Annotated in this window: 21 protein-coding genes and 1 tRNA gene; 10 read left to right on the forward strand and 12 right to left on the reverse strand. The window is 37.9% G+C overall.

The genetic code is table 11. The features are described 5' to 3' along the window. The first annotated feature begins 212 nt into the window (after positions 1 to 212). From O5636_RS05575 to infB, 4 genes are all read left to right on the forward strand, one after another. Positions 213 to 680: a ribosome assembly cofactor RimP gene (locus tag O5636_RS05575; protein WP_269621835.1), complete on the forward strand. Its 468-nt coding sequence runs from the start codon at positions 213 to 215 to the stop codon at positions 678 to 680. A gap of 54 nt (positions 681 to 734) precedes the next feature. Beyond that, complete coding sequence (nusA, locus tag O5636_RS05580; protein ID WP_269621836.1) at positions 735 to 2,168, forward strand: transcription termination factor NusA; 1,434 nt, start codon at positions 735 to 737, stop codon at positions 2,166 to 2,168. Beyond that, positions 2,165 to 2,443: a YlxR family protein gene (locus O5636_RS05585; protein WP_269621837.1), complete on the forward strand. Its 279-nt coding sequence runs from the start codon at positions 2,165 to 2,167 to the stop codon at positions 2,441 to 2,443. The genes nusA and O5636_RS05585 overlap by 4 nt, the downstream gene beginning before the upstream one ends. Before the next feature lie 61 nt (positions 2,444 to 2,504). Continuing rightward, positions 2,505 to 5,918 carry a translation initiation factor IF-2 gene (gene infB, locus O5636_RS05590; protein WP_269621838.1) on the forward strand — a complete coding sequence of 1,138 codons (3,414 nt, stop codon included), beginning with the start codon at positions 2,505 to 2,507 and terminating at the stop codon, positions 5,916 to 5,918. A 102-nt stretch (positions 5,919 to 6,020) separates the two neighbouring features. Here infB and O5636_RS05595 read toward each other — a convergent pair whose 3' ends face one another. Continuing rightward, complete coding sequence (locus O5636_RS05595) at positions 6,021 to 6,257, reverse strand: photosystem II assembly family protein (protein ID WP_269621839.1); 237 nt, start codon at positions 6,255 to 6,257, stop codon at positions 6,021 to 6,023. Between the two features lie 52 nt (positions 6,258 to 6,309). On the opposite strand from O5636_RS05595, the gene O5636_RS05600 reads away from it, so the two are divergent. Both O5636_RS05600 and O5636_RS05605 read left to right on the forward strand, forming a co-directional pair. Then, positions 6,310 to 6,381: transfer RNA gene (locus O5636_RS05600), tRNA-Thr, on the forward strand. Between the two features lie 438 nt (positions 6,382 to 6,819). Continuing rightward, complete coding sequence (locus O5636_RS05605) at positions 6,820 to 8,445, forward strand: photosystem II high light acclimation radical SAM protein (RefSeq protein WP_269621840.1); 1,626 nt, start codon at positions 6,820 to 6,822, stop codon at positions 8,443 to 8,445. Here O5636_RS05605 and O5636_RS05610 read toward each other — a convergent pair. The 3 genes from O5636_RS05610 to O5636_RS05620 all read right to left on the reverse strand — a co-directional run bounded on the left by O5636_RS05610 (position 8,367) and on the right by O5636_RS05620 (position 10,868). Further along, positions 8,367 to 9,209: a CPBP family intramembrane glutamic endopeptidase gene (locus O5636_RS05610; protein ID WP_269621841.1), complete on the reverse strand. Its 843-nt coding sequence runs from the start codon at positions 9,207 to 9,209 to the stop codon at positions 8,367 to 8,369. The two genes, O5636_RS05605 and O5636_RS05610, sit on opposite strands and share 79 nt — an antisense overlap. A gap of 68 nt (positions 9,210 to 9,277) precedes the next feature. Further along, positions 9,278 to 9,589 carry an ATP-dependent Clp protease adapter ClpS gene (gene clpS, locus O5636_RS05615; protein ID WP_269621842.1) on the reverse strand — a complete coding sequence of 104 codons (312 nt, stop codon included), beginning with the start codon at positions 9,587 to 9,589 and terminating at the stop codon, positions 9,278 to 9,280. A gap of 52 nt (positions 9,590 to 9,641) precedes the next feature. Beyond that, positions 9,642 to 10,868, reverse strand: coding sequence for an LL-diaminopimelate aminotransferase (locus tag O5636_RS05620; protein WP_269623531.1), 1,227 nt, complete (start codon positions 10,866 to 10,868; stop codon positions 9,642 to 9,644). A 106-nt stretch (positions 10,869 to 10,974) separates the two neighbouring features. On the opposite strand from O5636_RS05620, the gene O5636_RS05625 reads away from it, so the two are divergent. The 3 genes from O5636_RS05625 (at position 10,975) to O5636_RS05635 (ending at position 16,273) form a co-directional block, all read left to right on the forward strand. Then, complete coding sequence (locus O5636_RS05625; protein ID WP_269621843.1) at positions 10,975 to 13,653, forward strand: TIGR03960 family B12-binding radical SAM protein; 2,679 nt, start codon at positions 10,975 to 10,977, stop codon at positions 13,651 to 13,653. Positions 13,654 to 13,902: 249 nt separating this feature from the next. Then, positions 13,903 to 15,693: an Rne/Rng family ribonuclease gene (locus tag O5636_RS05630; RefSeq protein WP_269621844.1), complete on the forward strand. Its 1,791-nt coding sequence runs from the start codon at positions 13,903 to 13,905 to the stop codon at positions 15,691 to 15,693. Between the two features lies 1 nt (position 15,694). Next, entirely contained in the window at positions 15,695 to 16,273 is a 579-nt protein-coding gene (locus O5636_RS05635) for a ribonuclease HII (RefSeq protein WP_269621846.1), read from the forward strand. Between the two features lie 18 nt (positions 16,274 to 16,291). Here O5636_RS05635 and O5636_RS05640 read toward each other — a convergent pair whose 3' ends face one another. Beyond that, positions 16,292 to 16,807 carry a DUF1997 domain-containing protein gene (locus O5636_RS05640; protein WP_269623532.1) on the reverse strand — a complete coding sequence of 172 codons (516 nt, stop codon included), beginning with the start codon at positions 16,805 to 16,807 and terminating at the stop codon, positions 16,292 to 16,294. Between the two features lie 55 nt (positions 16,808 to 16,862). On the opposite strand from O5636_RS05640, the gene pheA reads away from it, so the two are divergent. Next, entirely contained in the window at positions 16,863 to 17,723 is an 861-nt protein-coding gene (pheA, locus tag O5636_RS05645; protein WP_269621847.1) for a prephenate dehydratase, read from the forward strand. Here pheA and O5636_RS05650 read toward each other — a convergent pair. From O5636_RS05650 to rpsL, 7 genes are all read right to left on the reverse strand, one after another. Beyond that, the gene (locus O5636_RS05650; protein ID WP_269621848.1) at positions 17,707 to 18,633 is read right to left on the reverse strand and encodes a methyltransferase domain-containing protein; all 927 of its coding nucleotides are present in this window, start codon (positions 18,631 to 18,633) and stop codon (positions 17,707 to 17,709) included. The genes pheA and O5636_RS05650 overlap by 17 nt on opposite strands. Then, entirely contained in the window at positions 18,633 to 19,295 is a 663-nt protein-coding gene (locus tag O5636_RS05655; protein WP_269621849.1) for an LON peptidase substrate-binding domain-containing protein, read from the reverse strand. Before O5636_RS05655 ends, O5636_RS05650 begins: the two co-directional genes overlap by 1 nt. Before the next feature lie 65 nt (positions 19,296 to 19,360). After that, complete coding sequence (gene rpsJ / locus O5636_RS05660; protein WP_036900594.1) at positions 19,361 to 19,681, reverse strand: 30S ribosomal protein S10; 321 nt, start codon at positions 19,679 to 19,681, stop codon at positions 19,361 to 19,363. Positions 19,682 to 19,823: 142 nt separating this feature from the next. Next, the gene (gene tuf, locus O5636_RS05665; protein ID WP_269621850.1) at positions 19,824 to 21,023 is read right to left on the reverse strand and encodes an elongation factor Tu; all 1,200 of its coding nucleotides are present in this window, start codon (positions 21,021 to 21,023) and stop codon (positions 19,824 to 19,826) included. 46 nt (positions 21,024 to 21,069) lie between these two features. Further along, positions 21,070 to 23,145, reverse strand: coding sequence for an elongation factor G (fusA, locus tag O5636_RS05670; protein ID WP_269621851.1), 2,076 nt, complete (start codon positions 23,143 to 23,145; stop codon positions 21,070 to 21,072). Between the two features lie 93 nt (positions 23,146 to 23,238). Then, positions 23,239 to 23,709: a 30S ribosomal protein S7 gene (rpsG, locus tag O5636_RS05675; RefSeq protein WP_269621852.1), complete on the reverse strand. Its 471-nt coding sequence runs from the start codon at positions 23,707 to 23,709 to the stop codon at positions 23,239 to 23,241. Positions 23,710 to 23,754: 45 nt separating this feature from the next. Next, on the reverse strand, positions 23,755 to 24,129 hold the full coding sequence (gene rpsL, locus O5636_RS05680; RefSeq protein WP_269621853.1) for a 30S ribosomal protein S12: 375 nt from the start codon (positions 24,127 to 24,129) through the stop codon (positions 23,755 to 23,757). Positions 24,130 to 24,283: the final 154 nt, after the last annotated feature.

Consider the following 24,283-nt stretch of genomic DNA (forward strand, 5'->3'; position numbering starts at 1 on the left):
TGATTTAAACCAATGCCCTTGAATTCTACTGCTGGCAATAAAATAAATGGTTAGGGAAGCACCTTGAAAAAATACAAGCCAGAAAAAACTTTTCAAAAGATAGAAAATTAAAAGGTAATCCAGTAGAATTTGCTTACCTGACGGTTACCTCCCTTTGAGGAGGCAGGTTAAATCGCAAACTGTTGGGCTCACAACCCAATCATCCCTGCCTCTTGTCTAACCAACTCGTCAGAGATTTAGAGCATTTAGCTGGTCAAACAGCTTCTAAAGAGGGTTATCAGATAGTTGGGTTACATGTACTTGCTAATACCAATCCTATGACAATTCAAGTGCAAATTCGTCAAAAAGATGGCACAGATGTTTCTTTAGATGATTGTTCAGGATTTAGTTTTCCAATGGAAACCGCCATTGAAAACTCCAATCTTTTTAAAGCATCTTATATTTTGGAAATTAGCAGTCCTGGTCTTAGTGACATTTTGAAGACTGACAAAGAATTCGAAACATTCAAAGGTTTTCCTATTGAAGTTTCTACAAAGAACAAAGAAAATATTGAAGTCATTCAAAGTGGATTGCTCCACACAAGGTCAAAAGATCACCTACTTATCAATAACAAAGGTAAGGTGAGTAAGATACCTAGAGAGAATGTTATCCAAGTACGTCTAGCTAGTCCTACAGGATAGTTTTAACTACTTAAATTCTAACTCAAACATTCAAAATCAAACCTTCCATCATCGATGGCATTAGTTCTCCTCCCTGGACTCAATAATCTAATCGAAGACATAAGTGAGGAGAAAAAGCTCCCTCCCCAAGTCATCGAAACTGCTCTTAGAGAAGCTTTGCTTAAAGGGTATGAGAGATATCGGAGGACACTATATTTAGGTATTAATGAAAATCCTTTTGAAGAAGAGTATTTCAGCAATTTTGATATTGGATTAGATCTTGATGAAGAAGGTTACAGAGTCCTAGCAAGTAAAATCATTGTTGAAGAAGTTGAGAGTGAAGACCATCAAATAGCTCTTTCCGAAGTCATGCAAGTAGCCGAAGATGCACAGATCGGAGACACAGTAGTTCTTGATGTAACCCCAGAGAAAGAAGAGTTTGGAAGAATGGCTGCATCTACAACTAAGCAGGTGCTTGCTCAAAAATTACGTGATCAGCAAAGAAGAATGATTCAAGAAGAATTTGCTGATCTCGAAGACCCTGTTTTAACTGCTCGAGTCATACGTTTTGAACGTCAATCAGTCATTATGGCTGTAAGTTCTGGTCTAGGTAGACCAGAAGTAGAAGCAGAGCTACCAAGAAGAGACCAACTTCCAAATGATAATTATCGAGCTAATGCAACTTTTAAAGTATTTCTGAAGGAAGTTAGTGAAGTTCCAAGACGAGGCCCTCAATTATTTGTAAGCAGAGCAAATGCAGGTTTAGTAGTATATTTATTTGAAAATGAGGTTCCTGAGATTCAAGAAGGTTCTGTCAGAATTGTTGCAGTTGCAAGAGAAGCTAACCCTCCTACTAGGTCTGTAGGACCACGAACAAAAGTTGCCGTAGATAGTATTGAGAGAGAAGTGGACCCTGTAGGAGCATGTATAGGAGCAAGAGGCTCAAGGATCCAGCAAGTAGTTAATGAGCTTAGAGGTGAAAAAATAGATGTCATTCGTTGGTCTGCTGACCCAATTCAATACATATGCAATTCTCTTAGCCCTGCAAGAGTTGAACTAGTCAGGCTTGTAGACCCTGAAGGGCAACATGCTCATGTTCTTGTACCACCAGATCAATTAAGCCTTGCAATTGGTAGAGAAGGGCAAAATGTAAGATTAGCTGCACGGTTAACAGGTTGGAAAATTGACATCAAAAACTCTCAAGAATACGACCAAGCTGCTGAAGACGCTGTGGTTGCAGAATTAATAGCACAAAGAGAAGAGGAAGAATCTCTACAAAAAGAAGCAGAAGATCGGTTGGCAGCTGAACAAGCTGCAAGAGCTGAGGAGGATGCTCGTTTAAGAGAACTATACCCTCTTCCTGAAGACGAATACGAAGACGAAGTTTCTGAATCTGAAAATAATGATTTAACAGACTCAAATCAAAATGACATTGAAGATCAAAAGAAAGAAACCATTTCAGATGCAGATGAGTCTAAGATTGAAACTCACGAGGATAGAACACGGTGAAACATAAACAGATCCTGCGTCGCTGTGTTACTTGCCGGAAGCTTATAGACCGAAAAGAGCTTTGGAGAGTAGTCAGAGACTATCAGGATGGTGTTGTTCTAGATAAAGGGATGGGTAGATCTGCCTACCTATGCCCTCAAGAGAACTGCCTAAAAGAAGCATGGCATCGAAAACGTTTACAAAAAGCCCTGAGATGTCAGGTAGACGTTAGCGTTATAGAAGTCCTTCAAGATAGATTGAATCACTGCAATGATTCAATTACTAAGGCAAGATAAAACAAAGATCCAACATCATTAGGATCTTTAAAACAAATTGACCGCAACCACTAAAAATTTAATGACAAGCAGCGGCAAAATCAGAATTTACGAACTTTCCAAGGATTTAAACCTTGAAAATAAGGATGTGCTTGATGCTGCAAAAAAACTTTCAATTTCCGCAAAAAGCCATAGCAGTTCAATAAGTGATATAGATGCACAAAAAATCAAGAATTTACTAAAAAATAAAAAAGGTTCACCTTCATCACTAGCTCCTTCAAAACAAACGTCAAATAAGGAAATTCTGTCTGTTAAGAAAGGAATAACTTCCTCTACTCAAAAAAGAGAATCCCCCCAAGAGGCAAAGCCAAAAGACAAAAGCAATGCATCTCAATCTCAAAAGAGTATTGCAAAGTCTCCAACACGTCCTTCTTCTTTAGGTAACTCTAGTACTAACAAAGAGACAGCATCTCATTTGAAACCTGCTAGTAATACAGCTCCAAAATCATCTTTCGAAGATTCTAGATCAAATAAACCATCTATAAAAGCTCCCAAACAACCTCAAAACCCCTCTCCTCCAAGGAAAGCACCAGTAGCAACAACTAGACAGCCTCTGAGCAATACAAATCTCCAAAATAAGCCAACTAAAAACAAGCCGAATATCATTGGCAAGCCACAACCTCAACCAATTGACAAGAAACCAGAATTAATTAATAAGCCTCCAAAACCATCACCAAATATCTCAGAGAAAAAATTATCACCTCCCAAACCTACAGCTCAAAGACCACTAGCCTCTCCGCCGCGTCCAAATTTACAATCTCAAAACCAGCAAAAATCTATATCACCTAAACCAAAGTCCAACTATGGACAACATAAAAACCCCTCACAAAGGCAACGTCCAGATACGCAATACGCCAACAATAACAATCAAAACAAGGACTCAAATCGTCCTTCTAACAGAAAAAACAATGCCCAGGGGCCAACTAGACCGAACCGTGTTGAACTAGTAGGGGCACCTATAAGAAGAACAAACAAGCCTAGCAATAATAAAAATCAAAGAGATGGCAACTTCCGTCCAGGACAATCAAATAGAAATAATTACATGTCCCGTCCAGGGGGAGGTAGACGTTCTGATGCAGCTGGTCGTCCTCCTATGCGTACTGGACCGGGAATGCCTCCAGGAATGCGTAAACCTGTTGCTCCTGGCGAACTTATGCAATTGCAAAAGCCAACAGGTGGAAGGAACGCTCCTCCAACAAAGCAACCTGTAGGGCCTAAAGGGCCGAAACGAGACGATAGCACTCCCACTGCGAAACCACCCTCTAACAGGCCTACTCCATCGGCCAGCCCTAAGAGGCCTCCAGCACGGGCTGGTGTGCCAGGCTCATCACGGAGGCGCAAATCGGACTGGGATGATGCTGCCAAACTTGAAGCCCTGCGAAATAAATCACCTCAAAAACAACGCCAAAAGGTTCATATTATTGGTGAAAATGATGATGCTCTAACTGCAGAGACCAGTGGTTTTGCTGGAGAACAACAAGCTGTATTACTTTCAGCCAGCCTTGCTCGTCCTGCTAAACCGAAAGCGAATAAAAAGACTACAACCAAACCTTCAGCTGCTCTGCGCAAGCGCAAAAAAGAATCAACTCGGCAAAGACAACGTCGAAGAGCAATGGAACTACGGGCTGCTCGTGAAGCAAAGCAAATCAGGCCTGAGATGATTGTTGTTCCTGAAGACAATATTACTGTTCAAGAATTGGCTGATAAACTTAGTGTAGAGAGTTCCGAAATCATCAAATCTCTCTTCTTTAAAGGAATAACTGCAACAGTAACTCAATCACTTGACCTTCAAACCATAGAAACTGTTGCAGAAGAGTTTGGAGTACCGGTTCTACAAGACGATATCGAAGAAGCTGCTAAGAAAACTGTCGAAATGATAGAAGATACAGATATCAAGCACTTAATAAAAAGGCCTCCTGTCGTAACAGTAATGGGTCATGTTGATCATGGTAAAACAAGTTTGCTAGATGCTATTCGCAAAGCTAGAGTTGCTGCTGGTGAAGCAGGAGGTATTACGCAACATATTGGTGCATACCAAGTTGATGTAGAGCATGATAAACGTCTAAGAACACTCACTTTCCTCGATACTCCAGGACATGAAGCCTTTACAGCAATGCGAGCGAGAGGAACGAAAGTTACTGATGTAGCTGTTCTCGTAGTTGCTGCGGATGATGGCGTCAGGCCTCAAACCTTAGAAGCAATTAGCCATGCACGTGCAGCTAAAGTTCCAATAGTAGTTGCAATCAACAAAACAGATAAAGAAGGCGCTTCACCAGATCGGGTTAAGCAGGAATTATCTGAACAAGAGCTTGTAGCTGAAGAATGGGGTGGTGATGTTGTTATGGTTCCTGTTAGTGCAATAAAAGGTGAGAATATCGATAAGCTTTTAGAAATGATTCTTCTAGTTACTGAAGTTGAAGACTTACAAGCAAATCCAGATCGTTTAGCAAAAGGAACAGTTATAGAAGCACATTTAGATAAAGCCAAAGGCCCTGTTGCCACCTTGCTAGTTCAAAATGGTACTCTTCAATCTGGAGATGTAGTAGCAGCTGGTCCAGTACTAGGGAAAGTACGCGCCATGGTTGACGAAAATGGCAAGAGACTGAAATCAGCTGGTCCTTCTTGTCCAGTGGAAGCACTTGGTTTTAATGAAGTTCCTACAGCAGGAGATGAATTTGAAGTCTATCCAGACGAGAAATCTGCAAGAGCTGTTGTAGGGGATAGAGCATCTAGTGCTAGAGCTACAAGACTTGCTCAGCAAATGGCTTCAAGGAGAGTATCTCTATCCTCAATTTCAGGCCAGGCAAATGAAGGTGATCTTAAAGAGCTCAATCTTATACTGAAAGCTGATGTACAAGGAAGTGTCGAAGCAATTCTAGGGACTCTTGAACAATTACCTAAAGATGAAGTCCTTGTAAGAGTACTGTTATCAGCTCCTGGAGAAATCACCGAAACTGATGTAGATCTAGCTGCAGCTTCAGGTGCTGTAATTGTTGGATTTAATACCTCCATGGCTTCTGGAGCAAAAAGAGCTGCGGATGCCAATAGTGTAGATGTAAGAGAATATGAGGTGATTTACAAACTACTTGAAGATATTCAATTAGCTATGGAAGGCTTGTTAGAACCAGATTTGGTAGAAGAGAAAATTGGTGAAGCCGAAGTCCGCGCTATCTTTAGTATCGGCAAAAGCGCTGTTGCAGGTTGTTATATTACTAACGGAAAATTACAAAGAAATTGTCGTGTTCGTGTCAAAAGAGCACAACAAACAGTATTCGAAGGAGATCTTGATTCTCTAAGGCGCAATAAAGATACAGTTAAAGATGTTTCTAGTGGTTATGAATGTGGAATTGGGTGTGATAGATTTGCCAACTGGAAAGAAGGAGACATTATCGAAGGTTATAAGCTCGTAACCAAACGTCGATCATTAACAACCTAAAGAAATTTCACAATACGTCTAAGAGTTAATTAATAGTCAATTCCAATGTAATACAACAAAAAAGCCGTCATCTCACAGAAGAAAGTCTAATCCTTAGATTATTTAATCGACTTTAGAACGATCAAAAACAGTCAGAGTAGCAAAAACTAAAAACGCAATAATCTGAATGCCAAAATCATTTCTTAAAACATGATCACCAGAAACAACTCTCACCGTCATAATCAAAAGACCTAAGCCAGCTGAAGTCATTAATAAAATCCAAGTGAGCCGACGTATACCTCTAAAAGGGTTTCTTGACTCTTGTAAGAGTTTTTTCTTTAAATTAGGATCTAAGTTCAAGGTTTCGCTGGAAGTAAGAATAAAAAGAATCAGAAGCTAAAATAAGTTTTATGCCGGTGTAGCTCAGGGGCAGAGCAACTGTTTCGTAAACAGTAGGTCGATGGTTCAAATCCATTCACCGGCATTGAATGGATTTATTAATAATAAAACATTGAAGTTGAATATATAATTATACGCTTTATAAAGTGACATAAGGTTTACTACTGAAAAATCAATAAATATAAGCACAAGATTGTACAAATAAAACCATTAAAATAAGAGGTAATTAACTTTTTTCTTTGATACTCAAAAGATATATTTCTACTGATAAGTATCGTAAATTATAGTGTTTTAACTTCTAAAACTTATATAAATTCTCTTAAGGGACTAGATAAAATAAAAAGAGTTATTCAAATTTGATGAAAAAGAAGAAACAAGCCCAGCAGTCAGAAAATATTGACAAAAATGTCATTCTTATATATAAACTATTCAAGAATCTCTAGAAAGCAAGGTCGTTTTTTAGAAATAGTAAAGCTTGTAATCAAGACAAACATAATCATGGGGGAAATTGTAAGATCTTAGAATGAGCCAAACGCAATCCAATAAAAAAAACAACTCCAGGCAAAAGTCTCCTCTTTTAGACACTGCAAAAGTCTTAATAATTAGACTTCCCTGTAATCCAATATTTCCTATAGGCCCTATATATCTTGCGGATCACTTACACAAATGTTTTCCGTCTTTATCTCAAAAGATTCTTGATCTAGCTGCTCTTCCTGTGATTGATGTGGAAAGAGTTTTAATATCCAACATCAAAAATTTTAAGCCAACATTACTAGTCTTTTCCTGGAGGGATATCCAAATCTATGCACCTGTTGATGGGAGAGGAGGCAACCCTCTTCAATATTCATTTGAAGCTTTTTATGCACGTAATCCGCTCAAAAGATTAAGAGGAGCTCTTGGCGGGTTCAATTTAATGAAGAGTCACTATGGAGAGCTATGGAGAAATGAAGGTTTAATCAAGAAAGGACTCAAACAAGCAAAAATTCATAATAAAGATGCCCGTGCCTTAATAGGTGGAGGTGCAGTAAGTGTTTTTTATGAACAATTAGGGAAAACACTTCCAAAAGGAACAATTATATCTATTGGAGAAGGTGAACCTTTATTAGAGAAAATTCTTAAAGAAGAAGCAATTGATAACGAAAGGTGTTTTGTAATTGGTGAATCACCTAGACCTGGATTAATTCATGAACAACCTAATAGTGCTCCTAAAACAGCTTGCAATTATTCATATATAGCATCTATATGGCCTCAACTAAATTGGTATCTGGAAGGAGGTGATTTTTACATAGGCGTTCAAACTAAACGAGGCTGTCCTCACAACTGTTGTTATTGTGTATATACAGTTGTAGAAGGTAAACAAGTTAGAGTTAATCCAATTGAAGAAGTTATTAATGAGATTAAACAGCTATATAATTTAGGAATTCGCAATTTTTGGTTTACAGACGCACAGTTTATTCCTGCTCGAAAATATATCGAAGATGCTAAATCACTACTAAAAGCAATACATAAAGAGAAAATGAGTGATTTGAAATGGGCTGCTTATATTCGAGCAGATAATCTAGATGCAGAATTAGCAGAATTAATGGTCCTAACTGGAATGAGTTATTTCGAAATTGGGATAACTTCCGGTTCTCAAGAGTTAGTGAGAAAAATGCGGATGGGATATAACTTAAGGACAGTTTTGGACAATTGTCGATTACTTGCCAATGCAGGGTTTAAAGATCACGTATCAGTAAATTACTCATTTAATGTGATCGATGAAAGAGTAGATACTATTCGTCAAACAATTGCATATCATCGAGAACTAGAAAAAATTTTTGGATCCAACAAAGTTGAACCTGCAATATTTTTCATAGGACTACAACCGCATACGCATTTAGAACAATATGGTTTTGACAAAGGTCTAATCAAACCTGGATACAATCCTATGAGTATGATGCCATGGACAGCTCGAAAACTTTTATGGAATCCTGAGCCAATGGGTAAAACCTTTGGAAGAATTTGCCTAGAAGCTTTTGATATCGCTCCTAACAACTTTGGCAGAACAGTTATGGATCTTTTAGAAAGAGACTATGGAATTGCATCTTTGGATGAAGCATTACGTTCTCCGCTAGAGGGTCGTCCAGCAATGGCAAAAGCAGTGCGATAACAAATTAGAACACAAGATAACCCAACAATTCCAAAAATTCCACCAATCGGGTTAGGGGAATAATCCCCAGGCCCTATCAACCAGCTAGGTGTATTTGGAGCAAGATCTACCAAACTATTATTAATTAAAAACCATATTGATACCAAGCCACCATGCAAACCAATACAGCCACTCAAAACCCCTCTATCCAAGCGCCTTCTCAAAGCAAGAACTAAGCCTAACAAAAATAATCCAAACAAAAGAGCAAATAACTCTAAAAAAGCCAATCCTGATTTCAGAAGAGCAAGAAAATGAGCAAAGCTAAAAATTCCAGCCTGAACCAAAACAGCTGTTTGAGGATTAAAGAAAAGATTTAATTCACTCCATAGCCAACCACGGAAAATCAGTTCTTCTGCAAAACCAACACCAAGGCCTAAGAAAACAGCATTTACTAAATCAGCTGAATTTAATTGCCCTACCCAGCTCCCCCAAGGGCTAAACAAAAGTGGTATCAAAACAATACCGATTAAACCCAAAGCCCAACCAAACCCTCTAAAAAAAGCTCTAAAAAAAGATTGTCTATCTAAAAAACTTAAGCCTAAAACATAACAACTCTCTTTTTGTTTCCATCTTAATCTGACCCAACTTGGCAAAGATAAAAGAAAAAAAATAAAACTGAAAATTGTACCTAATAGAGAAATATCTTCTAAATCGAGGTCATAAAAAAATACGGCTAAAAATTTAGCTATTAGCCATCCAGCTAAATATAAAATAGGGAAAAACAAGATTGTTGGTATCCAGCTGTACCTCTGAAGCAACCAATTATTCCAAATAGCAGTAGGTATATTATTAATCAGGTTTCTGGTTCAATAGTGCTTGTTAAACCCTTCGCCTTAAGAGATTCAGAATAAAATTCTGCAGGCTCAAGATCACAAGTAATAACCAAACCTATTCCAGTATTGTGCGTTTCAAGCATTACTGCAGTGGCATCTTGCTCACTTAATTGTGGGACAACCTGACGCAAAGTGTTGACCACATAATCCATTGAATTAACAGGATCATTGTGAAGCAAAACCTTATATCGAGGAGATGTCTGCCTCACTCTTTCAGCCTGCTTCTCAATAACTGGTGCCCCACTAGGGCTAACATTTACCTTCTCCACCATTAAAAAAGTGGTAATTATGACAACTTTAGGGTCTATTTGTATTTTTACAAAGTCAAAGACTTGAGATTCTTCTCATCGCTTCTTCTACATTCTTTCTACTATTAAAAGCAGAAAGACGAAAATAGCCCTCTCCAGCAGCACCAAACCCACTCCCAGGCGTCCCAACAATATTTGCTTTATTAAGTAAAAAGTCAAAAAATTGCCAAGAATCTATGTTCGTTGGGGTTTTGATCCAAACATACGGAGCATGTTTCCCTCCATAGACTGTGTACCCAGAACCAGATAAATTATCTCGAATAATTTCAGCATTTTTCATATAAAAACTAACAAGCTCCTTTATTTGAGCTCTTCCCTCACTTGAATAGACAGCTTCGGCACCTCGTTGAACGATATAACTCACTCCATTGAATTTAGTGCTTTGACGCCTATTCCATAAAGACCATAAATCAACAATGTCTCCATTAGCAGTTTTCCCTTTGAGAGTCTTAGGTATCACAGTAAAGGCACAGCGTGTTCCCGTAAAACCTGCATTCTTAGAAAACGACCGAAATTCAATCGCACAATTTCGAGCACCATCAATCTCAAATATCGAATGAGGGATAAATGAATCTTGAATAAAAGCTTCATAAGCAGCATCAAAAAGAATTAACGCATCATGCTCATTTGCATAATCAACCCATTTAGACAATTGATCCTTACTAGCAACAGAACCAGTGGGATTATTAGGAAAGCATAAATAAATTAAATCTACAGCCTTCTTAGGTATTTCTGCTTCAAAATTATTTTCTGCGTTCAATGGTATATAAGACAATCCTTCATATTGACCTAAAGAGTCAGCAGATCCAGTTCGACCAGCCATCACATTACTATCTACATAAACTGGATATACAGGATCGGTAACTGCTATGTGGTTACCTTGACCTAGGATATCCAAAATATTGCTGCTATCACATTTTGAACCATCTGAAATGAAAATTTCTTCAGGAGAAACATCACAACCTCTAGATTGAAAATCATTTTTAGCAATGGTTTCTCTAAGCCATAAATAGCCTTGCTCTGGACCATAGCCATGAAAGCCTTTATGGCTTTCCATATCTTCAATAGCTAATTTCATTGCCCTGCAACAAGCCTCAGGCAAAGGTTCAGTCACATCACCAATACCAAGTCTTATCAAATCTGCTTTAGAGTTAGCCTCACAAAAAACGTTCACTCTCCTAGAAATTTCAGGAAAGAGATAACCAGCCTTAAGCTTCAGGTAATTACTGTTGACTTTAACCACGAGAGAATCAATACAATCCTTTTCCATACTGCCTTGAAAAAGGTACCTATGTGCACAGAAATTGCATACGATGTAAAAGAACGCATTTGTTTCTCTTGTATTAACTGTGAGCAAGTCAGCCGCAGAAACTAAAAAATTATTTAATCCAATTGACTTTGAGCAATTAATCAATGATGAGATTCATCAGCCAGCTCAATACATGGGCAAAGAGCTTGGTACTCAAAACCAAGACTGGCATAAAAATGAAGTCCATTGGGTACTGAGTTATCCAGAATTATATGAAGTAGGTGCAAGTAATCTTGGACATATAATTTTATATTCAATTCTCAATAAAATTCCAAATCAACTTTGTGACAGGGCATATCTCCCAGGACCTGATCTAGCAAAACGTCTACGAGAACAGTCAGTAGGTTTATTTGGTGTGGAATCTAGACAACCTTTAAAGAACTTCGACCTGATTGGATTTAGTCTCAGTTACGAATTAGGTGCAACAAATATTTTAGAGATGCTTGATTTAGCCGAAATTGATATTTACGCAAAAAATCGAGAAAACCTTAAATTAAACGATCCACATTCCTCTCCATTGATTTTTGCAGGGGGGCCAACAGCAACAAGTAATCCCGAACCCTATGCCTACTTTTTTGATTTTCTTGCTCTGGGAGACGGAGAAGAACTACTCCCAGAAATAGGATTGATCATACAAGAATCCAAAAGATTAGCACTGAAGAGAACTGAAGCACTTCTTTACCTCTCTGAAATACCAGGTGTATATGTCCCTTCTCTATACCAAGCAAATCCTGATTACTCTTCGATTGAGCCATTAGACAAGTCATCCCCAAAGCAAATTATTAGACGAGTTGCCAATCCAATGCCCCAATATTCGATGGGGCTTGTCCCATACGTTGAAACAGTCCATGATCGACTAACAATTGAAATTAGAAGGGGTTGTACTCGCGGATGCCGTTTTTGCCAGCCTGGTATGCTTACGCGTCCAGCAAGAGATGTTGCTCCAGAAGAAATTGTCACCGCAGTTGAAACAGGGATGAAAAAAACTGGTTATAGCGATTTCTCTTTGCTATCACTTAGCTGTAGTGATTATTTATCCCTCCCACAAGTTGGTGTTGAACTTAGAAATAAGCTTGGAGACAAAAACATCACTTTACAATTGCCTAGTCAACGGATAGATAGATTTGATGACAATATTGCTCATATCCTTGGTGGTAGCCGCAAAGCAGGACTTACTTTTGCACCTGAAGCAGGAAGTCAACGGTTAAGAGATATTATTAATAAAGGCCTCACAAATGCTGACCTGCTTAATGGCATACGCAAAGCAATGGAGCATAAATACAAAAAAGTAAAGCTATATTTTATGATCGGATTACCAGGAGAAACAGATGAAGATATAAAAGACATTGCTGCAACCTGTCATTGGCTACAGGACGAGTGCAAAGACTTTGGAAGGTTATATCTTAATCTAACAATCAGTAATTTCACTCCTAAACCACATACACCATTTCAATGGCATAGTGTTTCTAGTCTTGAATTACAAAGACGTCAAGAACTTCTAAAACTAGAATTTCAAAATCTGAATCTTAAGCATATCAAAATTAATTTTACAGATGTCAGGATTTCAACTATCGAAAATTTCCTTGGACGAGGAGATAGGCGACTGGCACCTGTTATTGAAACAGCTTGGAAAAGTGGGGCAGGGATGGATGCTTGGTTCGAATCCCAAGACCGTGCTTATAAAGCATGGTCTATTGCGATCTCTAAAGCAGGCCTTCAAAATAAACTCAGAGATATAGAACTAGGCACTTGGGAATCGGTTAGAAAACTGACTGAAGATGAATTAATCGCTTTCTGCTCAAAACCACTTCCTTGGGACCACATAGATACAGGAATAAATAAGCAATGGCTAATAAAAGACCTCCAAAATGCTCTTGCGGCTGATACTGTTCCAGATTGTTCCTTTGATAAATGTAGTAATTGTGGCGTATGCGGTCCTGAATTAGGTCACAACAATGTAATACAACCTCAAGAAATACCAGTCAGAGAAGACACTCAGTCCCCACATATAGATAGAAAATGCCGAATAAGAATTAAATTTGCAAAAACAAATCCTATGCATTTAATAAGTCATTTAGATCTAATACGTTTATTAGAAAGAACATTCAGAAGAAGTGAATTGCCGATTAGTTATTCAGGTGGGTTTCATCCTCTTCCAAGATTGCAAATTGCACTTGCATTACCACTTGGTGTAGAAGGATTCGGAGAATGGATGGATGTTGATTTCTATGAAGAAGTTGATCCTAAAATTATAAGAAATCAATTGCAGCGATTATTACCTAAAGGGATAAATTTACTAAAAGCAGAGACAATTTTAATTAATAAAACTAGTCTTTCCCAAAATTTATCAAAAGCAAAATGGAGCTTTGTAATTACTACTAATTCCAATGAAGAAATGAATTTAAATAAATGGAATCAAGCAATACAAAACATACTCAATTCACAAGAGCTAATTTGGATTGATACTAATAAAAAAGGGCATCGACGGGAAAGGGATTTTAAGCCTCAGTTAAACAGCTTAAAATTGAAAGATGCAATAATTAATGATAAAAAAACATCTAATCAAAAATCTATTTCAATAGAACTTGAATCCTCAATCTCGCCATTAGGTCAGAGCATAAAGCCAATACATGTAAAGTATTGGCTAACAAATTCTTTAGAAGCTACTTTGAGCATTACAGACATACAAAGAAATGAACTTATCTTAAAAAAGTGCTAAAATAACTTTGGGTTGGTCAAAGGCTAAGTAGAGCTCAATCACCCTGAGGTTATTTTGGAAGAGCGATCAGTTTCAACTCAAAAAATCCGGGAAGTTGTATCCGGCACTTCATCAATCAATTCTTAATAAGAGCTAGCTCTCTTTTTTTAATCCTTCCAAAAGCCTAGATCTTAACGATTATCCAACTCATAAGCAGATTTCCTGCAAATTATTTTTAAACACTGAGCACAGAACTCTCTTTTTTTCTATATGCCCCAAAAAATTATCATCGCAGAGCAAGAGCGAATAGCCGCCTTGTTCACCGATGACCGAGTAGACAAATTAATCGTTGCACAAGGTCGTTACCAAATTGGAGATGTCTATTTAGGCACAATCGAGAATGTACTTCCAGGGATAGATGCTGCCTTTGTAAACATTGGAGCAAGTGAAAAAAATGGATTTATTCATGTAACAGATCTAGGTCCTTTAAAGCTACAGAAAAATGCTTCTAGCATTACCGAATTACTAGAGCCTCGTCAAAAAGTCTTAGTTCAAGTAATGAAGGAGCCAACAGGGAACAAAGGCCCTCGGCTAACAGGAAATATTTCATTGCCAGGTAGATACTTAGTGCTCCAACCAAATGGACAAGGCGTAAATATTTCTCGACTAATTAATACAGAAAATGAAAGGAATCGACTGAGAGCCTTAGGAGTCTTAATTAAACCTCCTGGCACAGGATTAACAATTCGTTCTGAAGCTAAGCAAATAGCAGAAGAGTTAATAATAGAAGATCTTGAAAATCTTCTAAAAAAATGGGAATTAATACAACAAGCATCCGAACGCGCTAATCCCCCGACACTCTTAAATAGAGATGAAGATTTTATTCATAGAGTTCTTCGAGATCACATAAATTCTGAATTGTCTAAAGTTATTGTTGATTCAAATGCAGGGCAAGAAAGAGTTAAAAGATTTCTTGCGCAGGATTACTCAAATGTGATAGTTGAATGTCATAACGAACCTAACAATTTAATTGAACACTTTAAAATTGACACGGCAATATTAAATGCTCTCAAGCCAAGAGTAGATCTTCTCTCAGGTGGTTATATCATAATTGAACCTACAGAAGCATTGACTGTTATAGATGTAAATTCAGGATCTTTTACTCGATCATCTAACTCTAGAGAAACAGTTCTATGGACAAACTGTGAAGCAGCTGTAGAGATAGCCAGACAATTAAAGCTTAGAAATATTGGCGGTGTAATTGTAATTGATTTTATTGATATGGAATCACGAAGAGATCAATTACAACTTTTAGAATATTTTACATCCGCAATAAAAGATGACTCTTCAAGGCCTCAAATTGCTCAATTAACTGAACTAGGCTTAGTCGAGCTAACTCGAAAAAGACAAGGACAAAATATTTATGAATTATTCAGCAAAGAATGTAGCCACTGTTCAGGGCTGGGTCATATTGCCAAAATGCCTGAGAAAAAAGAAATGCACTCTTCAGTTTTGAATAATACCAATGCCGATAATATATCGAAAGAAAATGAAATCAACTCAAATAATCAAATCAATAATATTCCAGGAGAAAAAGGAGAGTCTAAAACAAAAGTATTAAGCCAAGAATTAAACATTGAAGAAGCAAATGCATCGCAAGAAATAGAAAAAGTTTCTATCAAAATGGATGCTGAAGAAGAGTATGTATATAGCTATTTAGGATTAAGTCCAACTTTACTGCTAGACAAAGAAACAACCAATGACAATCTATTAGTACATGTAATTAGAAAAAATGAAGAGAATGATGACCTTTTAAAACAAGAAGAAGTAACAGAGGTAATTACAACCAATACGAGAAAGAAAGCTAAAGAAAGCATTCAAGATTTATCTATAGAAACAGAATTGATTGATAATCAAGTCGAAGCTATTCAAGAGATATCTAATAAAAAAGAAAATAATTTAGAAGTTAATCAAATTGATTCAACAGAATCAGATCAACAAGCACCTGAGGAGATAGAAGACCCTAGGCGCCGTAGAAGACGTTCATCTGCTTCTAGTTAAAATGAATGAACCAATAGTCGCAGGTTTAGACGAAGTAGGGAGAGGAGCCTTGTTTGGGCCAGTTTATGCAGGAGCAGTCATTTTAGAAAAGAACGCAGAAACAGATTTGATTACAGCAGGTCTCAAAGACAGCAAAAAATTATCCGCTAAAAAAAGAGCTGCTCTAGTTCCATTAATTAAACGTGCATCTCAAAGCTGGGCTATTGGTGAAGCCTCAGCAAGAGAAATAGATTTAATTGGCATTCGTGCGGCCACAGAAAAAGCTATGTTGCGAGCGATCTCTTCTCTATCTCCGAAACCAGATCTACTTCTTATTGATGGGAAATTACCCTTACAAGGCTGGTTAGGTCCTCAGCAAACATTAATCAAAGGAGAAGATAAGGAAGCCTCTATAGCTGCATCAAGTGTTTTGGCTAAAGAAGCCAGGGATGCAATTATCAAACAATTAGCAAGTATTTACCCAGGTTATGGTTTAGAAAAACACGTTGGTTATGGCACAGCCTTTCATCGAAATGCATTAATTAAATCCGGCCCAACAAAGCTTCATAGAAAAACTTTTTTATCAAAAATAATTTCATAGATTATGAAGTGTCTCCTTTTATTCATATTTACACCAATCTTCAAAATCACTAATTAATTGCTTACCTACACGAGCTTTAATGCCTAGTAAAATACCATTTAAAATTGATTGACCTGTGGATTCAAGAATTTTTGGAGGTATCAGTCTCAACAAAGGGGGTTGACTTACACTCACTCCAAGGAAAGCCTCACCATTTAAACCTGTTTCAGTTGCAATCAGAGTCGCATCAAGCATTAATTCAAAGTCATCTACCAATCCCAATCCATCCAGCTCACTATCAGTAGCATGCATTTGTAGTTTATTCCCTTCACTGTTTTTAACCGCAATGGATACAACTGGGTTAACCTCTAATTGAAAAACCTTAAAACTGGTTACTCTATAACGAAAATTACCTTCACCTAAATAATCAAGCTTTTTAGAATCAAGCATTGCTCCAACAACTCTTTCTTGTTGTAAGAGATAATCAGGAAGTCGCTGAAAATTTTCTTTGACAGGCAAATCAATTTTCTGTCGAGCATTAAAAGCCAGAGACATAATTGGCAACTGACGCGACACGATCCTATCGACACTTGCACTCTTTTTTTCACTAATGCCAACTCAAGTGGCCTATCTCGGACCAAAAGGGACCTATGCCGAACAAGCAGCTTGTGCTTTGGCAAAGCTAGAAAACCTGTCAGAGCCTATGTTTATACCTCGTATGGGGCTTAGGTCAGTGATTGAACATCTTGCTACTAAACATTGCGAAGCTGCTGTAGTACCCATAGAAAACTCTGTAGAAGGAGGAGTTACATCTACGTTAGATGCCTTATGGGCTTATCCAAATTTATTTATCAAAAGAGCACTGGTAATACCTATTCGTCATGCATTAATCAGTAGTGGCAGCATAAATGAGATTTCAGAAGTTTTATCACATCCACAAGCACTAGCTCAATGTACTCAATGGCTCAATAAAAACGTACCTAATGCACTTCAATTACCAACAAGTTCCACTTCAGAAGCTGTAAGAATGGTTCAAGGTAGCAATTTTCGGGCTGCTATTGCTTCGAAGCATGCTATTGAAATTGAAGGGCTTAGATCCATTGCTTATCCCATTAATGATGTGGCTGGCAATTGCACTAGATTTGTATTACTCAACAATGAAGAACATATGCAAAAAGGTGACATAGCAAGTTTTGCATTTTCATTACATTCAAATACTCCTGGTTCTTTATTAAAAGCATTAACCGGCATAGCGGATTTAGGTCTTAACATGAGTCGGATAGAATCAAGACCCTCAAAAAGAGAATTAGGTGAATATATTTTCTTTATTGATATTGAATTAAAGAAAAACACTATCAATGTAAAAGATATTCTTAAAACAGTATTAGAACCTTTATGTGAACATATAGTTTATTTTGGATCTTATCTAAACAATGAAATGAATATAGATGAACTTACCCGCGGGTTTTAAATACACCAAACTGCATCAATCCGCTACCAAAAGCCCATCTCATCAAAAGAATAGTTGGAATTTCTCTAAGTCCCTTTATAAAAGATTGAGGACCTAGTTTGAACATAACGTCTGGCCTTCGCATCCCTTCGTAAATTGAATCATGCCATGAATCAATAGTAAAATCTGTCCAATCTTCTGTATATACTTTACTCGATGAAAATGAACTATTTAATAAATTAGCCCTGAAACTTTCAATCGTTGAGAACTCTGGATGAGACCACTGATTTAAGAGCTGTTTCATAACAATTTTCTCTATAAAATTAGTCTTTTTATCATCTCCTTTTTTATTCCAATCTGCTACAGCCAAAACACCACCTGGTCTTAAAATCCTAAGCATTTCATCAGCGTATAACTGCTTATGAAGAATATGAGGACCTGCTTCTACACTCCAGACTCCATCAAAACTTCCATTTTTAAATTTTAAATCTATAGCATCCATAACTTGAAAATCACAAGTAAGTTCTTTTGAAGTTAATTGCTTCGCTCTTTCAACTTGCTTAGAGCTAATAGTTATACCTAAAACATCAAAACCATAATCTTTAGCTAATATTCTTGAACTACCACCAATACCACAACCTACATCAATTACTCGAGAACCCCTAGGGAGCTTATCTAATCCACTCCAATTAATTAATTGATGTACAAAGTCAATTTTTGCTTGTCTAAAATCAACCTTTTTTGAATAATTTGGATAATAACCAAGATGTATGTGTTCACCCCACAAATTCTCTAATAAGCGATCATTAGTCCATGAATCATATGCAGAGGAAACACTTCTAGATGAAACATATTTCCTATCATTCAACAATATTAATGAAATTATTAACGACCCAACAATAAATAGAATTATAAAAAGATTAGTAATCATTAATTATTCTTTTGATCAGCGTTAGAAAGAGTTTCCTTTAAGGCAGTCCTAGCTGCTAGCTGCTTACGAGTAGTATCTAGCATCTCATATTCACGTTCTAAACGTGATTGAGTATCTAATATCTCCAATAATTTTTGTTGTTCCTCGGCTACTGGACCGCCCAAGTGTGAAGCAATCCAAAATGATAATTCTCTAGGGAGATCAGGAAGTTCCTCAGGTAAACTCCTTTCTGAATCTGTTAACTTCCCTGTCAAAGAAACTACATCTTTTAATGCAAGCAATACAGAGCTTGACAGTCTTAGCAACTCATCTTGATCTGCAACGTTTTCATCATCTATCCAGCTAACCATTGCGGTATAGAAAGGCGCTTCCCTAATAATCTCTAATATTCGAAAACGCTGTTGACCAAGAGAAACAATATTACTACGGCCATCTGCTGAAGTCTGATGTTTAATAATTTGAGCGGAGCAGCCTACATCAGCGATCGTTTTAGTTGCTGGATTCAGGCGAACTATTCCAAATAAACTATCCGTCTCCAAAACACTCTTGAGCATCATTCGATATCTAGACTCAAAGATGTGAAGTGGAAGAACCTCCTGAGGGAACAAAACGACATCAGGAAGAGGGAAAAGTGGCAACTCCCTGACTGATATATCTGTCACGGGCTCTTCCAAAGAACATATATAGATATTACTTAAATGTTTTGTCTAATGAGAGATTTTAAACATCAAAGCTTAACTTCGATATCAACACCACTTGGCAAATCAAGTTTCATTAATGCATCAATTGTCTTAGCAGATGGATTATAAATATCAATTATGCGTCTATGTGTACGAGTCTCGAAATGTTCTCTTGAGTCCTTATCAACATGAGGAGACCTTAATACGCAATAAATTTTTCTTTTTGTTGGAAGAGGAATTGGCCCTATAGCTGTAGCTGCTGTGTTATCAGCTGTCTCAATGATTTTTTCACAAGAAAGATCTAGCATTCGCCTATCAAAAGCTTTCAAGCGTATTCTTATCTTCTGCTGGGCTATAGCTGTTGACATGAGATGTACTCCTGATAGTTTCCTCTTTATTGAGGGAATGAAATAGATTTTCTAGGTTCAAAAACTTAGCTCTAAATCAAATTAAAGCCTAATAAACTAATTTACCTGATGGCCAGATCGAAATCCAGCCATCATTCAAAATTTATTTAATAATCTTTGAAACAACTCCAGCTCCAATAGTCCGTCCACCCTCTCTAATGGCAAATCTCATGCCCTGCTCAATCGCAACAGGACAAATCAATTCACCAGTCATTTTTATTCGATCTCCTGGCATAACCATTTCTACACTGGTACCATCATCAGCAGTAAAAGCTGTAATTTGACCTGTTACATCTGTTGTTCGGATATAAAACTGAGGACGATAGCCTGCAAAGAAAGGAGTATGTCTGCCTCCCTCCTCTTTCTTAAGGACATACACTTCACCTTCAAATTGTGTATGAGGCGTAATCGATCCTTTTTTAACAAGAACCATTCCACGCTCAATATCCTCTTTTTCTATTCCTCTAAGCAATAAACCAACATTATCTCCCGCTAAACCTTCATCCAAAAATTTTCTGAACATTTCAATACCAGTAACAGTAGTCATTCTGGTGTCTTTAATACCAACAATTTCAACCTCCTCCCCTTTAGTTACCTTTCCTCTTTCAATACGCCCTGTAGCTACTGTACCTCGGCCTGTAATAGAGAAAACATCTTCAACTGCCATCAAAAATGCTTTGTCTACATCACGCTCAGGCTCAGGTATAGAAGCATCAACCGCTTTCATTAGTTCTTCTACTTTGCCTTCCCATTCAGCATCACCCTCAAGAGCTTTTAAACCAGAGACCTGAACAATTGGGATTTCATCACCAGGGAAATCATAACTATCTAAAAGCTCTCGGATTTCCATTTCAACAAGCTCGATAATCTCAGGATCATCAACCATGTCGCATTTATTAAGAGCAACAACAAGTGCTGGTACACCAACTTGCTTAGCTAAAAGGATATGCTCTTTTGTTTGAGCCATTGGACCATCTGTGGCAGCACAAACCAAAATCGCCCCATCCATCTGAGCAGCCCCAGTGATCATGTTTTTTACATAATCAGCATGACCAGGACAATCAACATGAGCGTAATGCCTGCCTTCTGTCTCATACTCAACATGAGCAGTATTAATCGTGATACCGCGCTCCCTCTCTTCTGGAGCACCATCAATATCACCATAATCTTGTGCTTCCGCCTGACCTTTTTTAGCTAACACATTAGTGATAGCTGCAGTCAAAGTGGTCTTCCCATGGTCAACGTGACCAATGGTCCCAATGTTGACGTGCGGCTTGTTTCTTTCGAACTTCTCTCTAGCCATTTGTTTAAAGAATCAGGTTAATAATAGACGATTGGTGTAGAAGATATCAGGAATTGCCCTGATTCTTAGAGATAATTGCTTCAGCAACATTACGAGGGACTTCCTCATATTGGCTGAACTCCATTGAGAATATACCTCGTCCTTGAGTCATAGATCGAAGTTGAGTGGCGTAACCGAACATTTCAGCTAAAGGAACCTTTGACTGAACTTTAGAAACTCCATCATCAATGGATTGTCCTTCAACCTGTCCTCTTCGTGAGGACAGATCCCCAATAATAGACCCTAGAAAATCCTCTGGAGCTTCGACTTCTACTTTCATCATTGGCTCAAGCAAAACAGGGTTGCATTTTTTTACTCCGTCTTTGAAGGCCATTGAACCAGCAATTTTAAAAGCCATTTCGGAAGAGTCAACATCATGGAAAGAACCATCTACCATTGTGACTTTTACATCAATCAATGGATATCCTGCCAATACCCCTGATTCACACGTTTCTTTCATTCCATTAGATGCTGGGCCAATATATTCCTTGGGAACAACTCCTCCAACAATTTTATTAACAAATTCAAACCCTGAACCTGGTTCTCCTGGTTCCATCTCAATCACAACATGACCATACTGGCCTTTACCTCCAGTCTGACGTGCATATTTACCTTCTCCTTTAGAGCTAGATCTTATTGTCTCCCTATAAGAAACCTGTGGAGCACCAATATTAGCCTCAACCTTAAACTCACGAAGCATTCTATCTACAAGAATTTCCAGATGTAATTCTCCCATCCCAGCTATAACAGTCTGATTTGTTTCTTGATCAGTGCTAACCCTAAATGTGGGATCTTCCTCTGCCAAAGCAATTAAAGCTTTTGACAATTTCTCCATATCGCCTTTTGTTTTTGGCTCAACAGCAACAGAAATAACTGGCTCAGGAACAAACAAAGTCTCAAGAACTATTGGATCATCTGTGCCGCATAAAGTGTCTCCAGTAGTGGTGTTTTTTAATCCAAGAACAGCGCCTAAATCTCCAGCACGAAGTTGATCAACCTCCTCACGATCATCTGCCTTCAATACAACTAATCTAGAAATACGCTCTTTGGCATCTTTCGTAGAATTTAGAACATAACTACCTTTTTCTAGCACTCCAGAATACAAACGAACAAAAGTTAATTTCCCATAAGGGTCTGCCATGACCTTAAAAGCAAGTGCACTAAATGGAGCATTATCCTCAGAAGCTCTTACATCCTCCTTTCCATTAGGCAAAAGCCCTTGTATAGGAGGAACATCAATAGGTGCAGGCAAATAATCAATTACTGAATCCAAAAGCAATTGGACTCCTTTATTTTTAAAAGCAGAGCCACATAGCATTGGCACAAGACCGTGTTTCAATACACCTTCACGAATACCTTTTTTTAACTGCTCTGTAGATAATTCTCCATTTTCAAGAAAAGCTTCTATCAATGCTTCATCTGTTTCCGCAACAGTCTCCATTAACTTTGATCTCCATTCTTCTGCCTGATCTGCCATATCCGAAGGTATTGTTGTCTCTTCGATATCAGTGCCAAGATCATTTTTATAGACATAGGCCTTATTACTTACTAGATCAATAATTCCACTTAAGTCTCCTTCTGATCCGATTGGAAGCTGAATGGGAGCAGCATTAGCTTTCAAACGATCTTTAATTTGTCCATAAACTTTTAAAAAATCTGCCCCAGTTCTATCCATTTTATTAACAAAAACCATTCTAGGAACTGAATATCGATCTGCTTGCCTCCATACAGTTTCAGATTGAGGCTGAACCCCACCAACCGCACAAAAAACAGCTATTACTCCATCAAGAACTCTCATTGATCTTTCAACTTCAATAGTGAAGTCAACGTGACCTGGAGTATCAATGATGTTAATCCTGTGATCTTGCCAACTAGTGGAAATCGCTGCAGCAGTAATTGTTATACCCCGTTCTCTTTCTTGGGCCATCCAATCTGTAACAGCTGCACCGTCATGAACTTCTCCAATCTTGTGAACAACTCCTGAGTAAAAGAGAATTCGCTCAGTTGTAGTGGTTTTTCCAGCGTCTATATGCGCTGCAATACCAATATTTCTTATTCGTTCAAGGGGGAAGGCACGAGCCACAGCTATTTCTCCAGGTGCTGATGGTAAAAGCGGATGTGACTCTACAGGTCAACAGGTAAAAAGTGAAACGTTTTCTCTTTTTTTGCTAAAAAATCAATACCGATAATGAGCAAAAGCTTTATTTGCTTCGGCCATTTTATGAGTTTCCTCACGCTTCCTAACTGCGCTACCGGCTTCATTAGCAGCATCCATTAATTCTCCAGCCAGCTTATGAGCCATACTCCTGCCATTTCTTGCTCTTGAAAAGTTTACAAGCCATCTCAGGGCCATTGCAGTACCTCTTTCCTGACGAACTTCCATAGGCACTTGATATGTTGCCCCACCAACCCTTCTGGCACGAACTTCTACAAGAGGTGTTGCATTCTTTATTGCAGTTTCAAAGAGCTCTACAGGATCGCTTCCAGTCCTCTCATTTATGAGTCCAAAGGCTTGAGACAAAATTCTTTGAGCAGTTGATTTCTTTCCATGCTTCATTAGTCTTGCAACCATCATAGATGCAAGACGATTATTAAATTGAGGGTCAGGTAAAACTGGTCTTTTTTCTGCCGCATTTCGTCTAGACATAAGATTTAATTAATAATGATTTAAATAATTAATAAAGAGTTTTTTTTATGATTTAGATGCTTTAGCGCCATACTTGGAACGAGATTGGCTTCGATCTTTAACTCCAGCGGTATCAAGAGTTCCACGAATTATGTGATATCGAACACCTGGAAGATCTTTAACACGACCACCACGCAATAAAACAACAGAGTGTTCTTGTAGATTATGTCCTATACCTGGAATATAAGCAGTTACTTCAAATCCAGAAGTAAGACGAACACGAGCTACTTTGCGTAAGGCAGAATTAGGTTTTTTAGGTGTTGATGTATATACCCTTGTACATACACCCCTCCTCTCCGGGCAAGAGCGCAAGGCAGGCGACTTTGTTTTACGAGTAAGTCGTTGACGCTCTGTTCTAATTAGCTGTTGGATGGTTGGCATCGAAGAGTGGCTAGATCAATTAGGTTAGGAACCAAATCCATAATCTTTTATTCTACTCTGTCGAGCGCATCTATAAGATTTTTTTTAAAAGCATTTATTGATAATCATTAGTAAAAGAAGCTATATAAATAAATAAGGACTCAAATAATTGATT

It is taken from the genome of Prochlorococcus marinus str. MIT 0918, assembly GCF_027359415.1.
Lineage (GTDB): Bacteria > Cyanobacteriota > Cyanobacteriia > PCC-6307 > Cyanobiaceae > Prochlorococcus_E > Prochlorococcus_E marinus_C.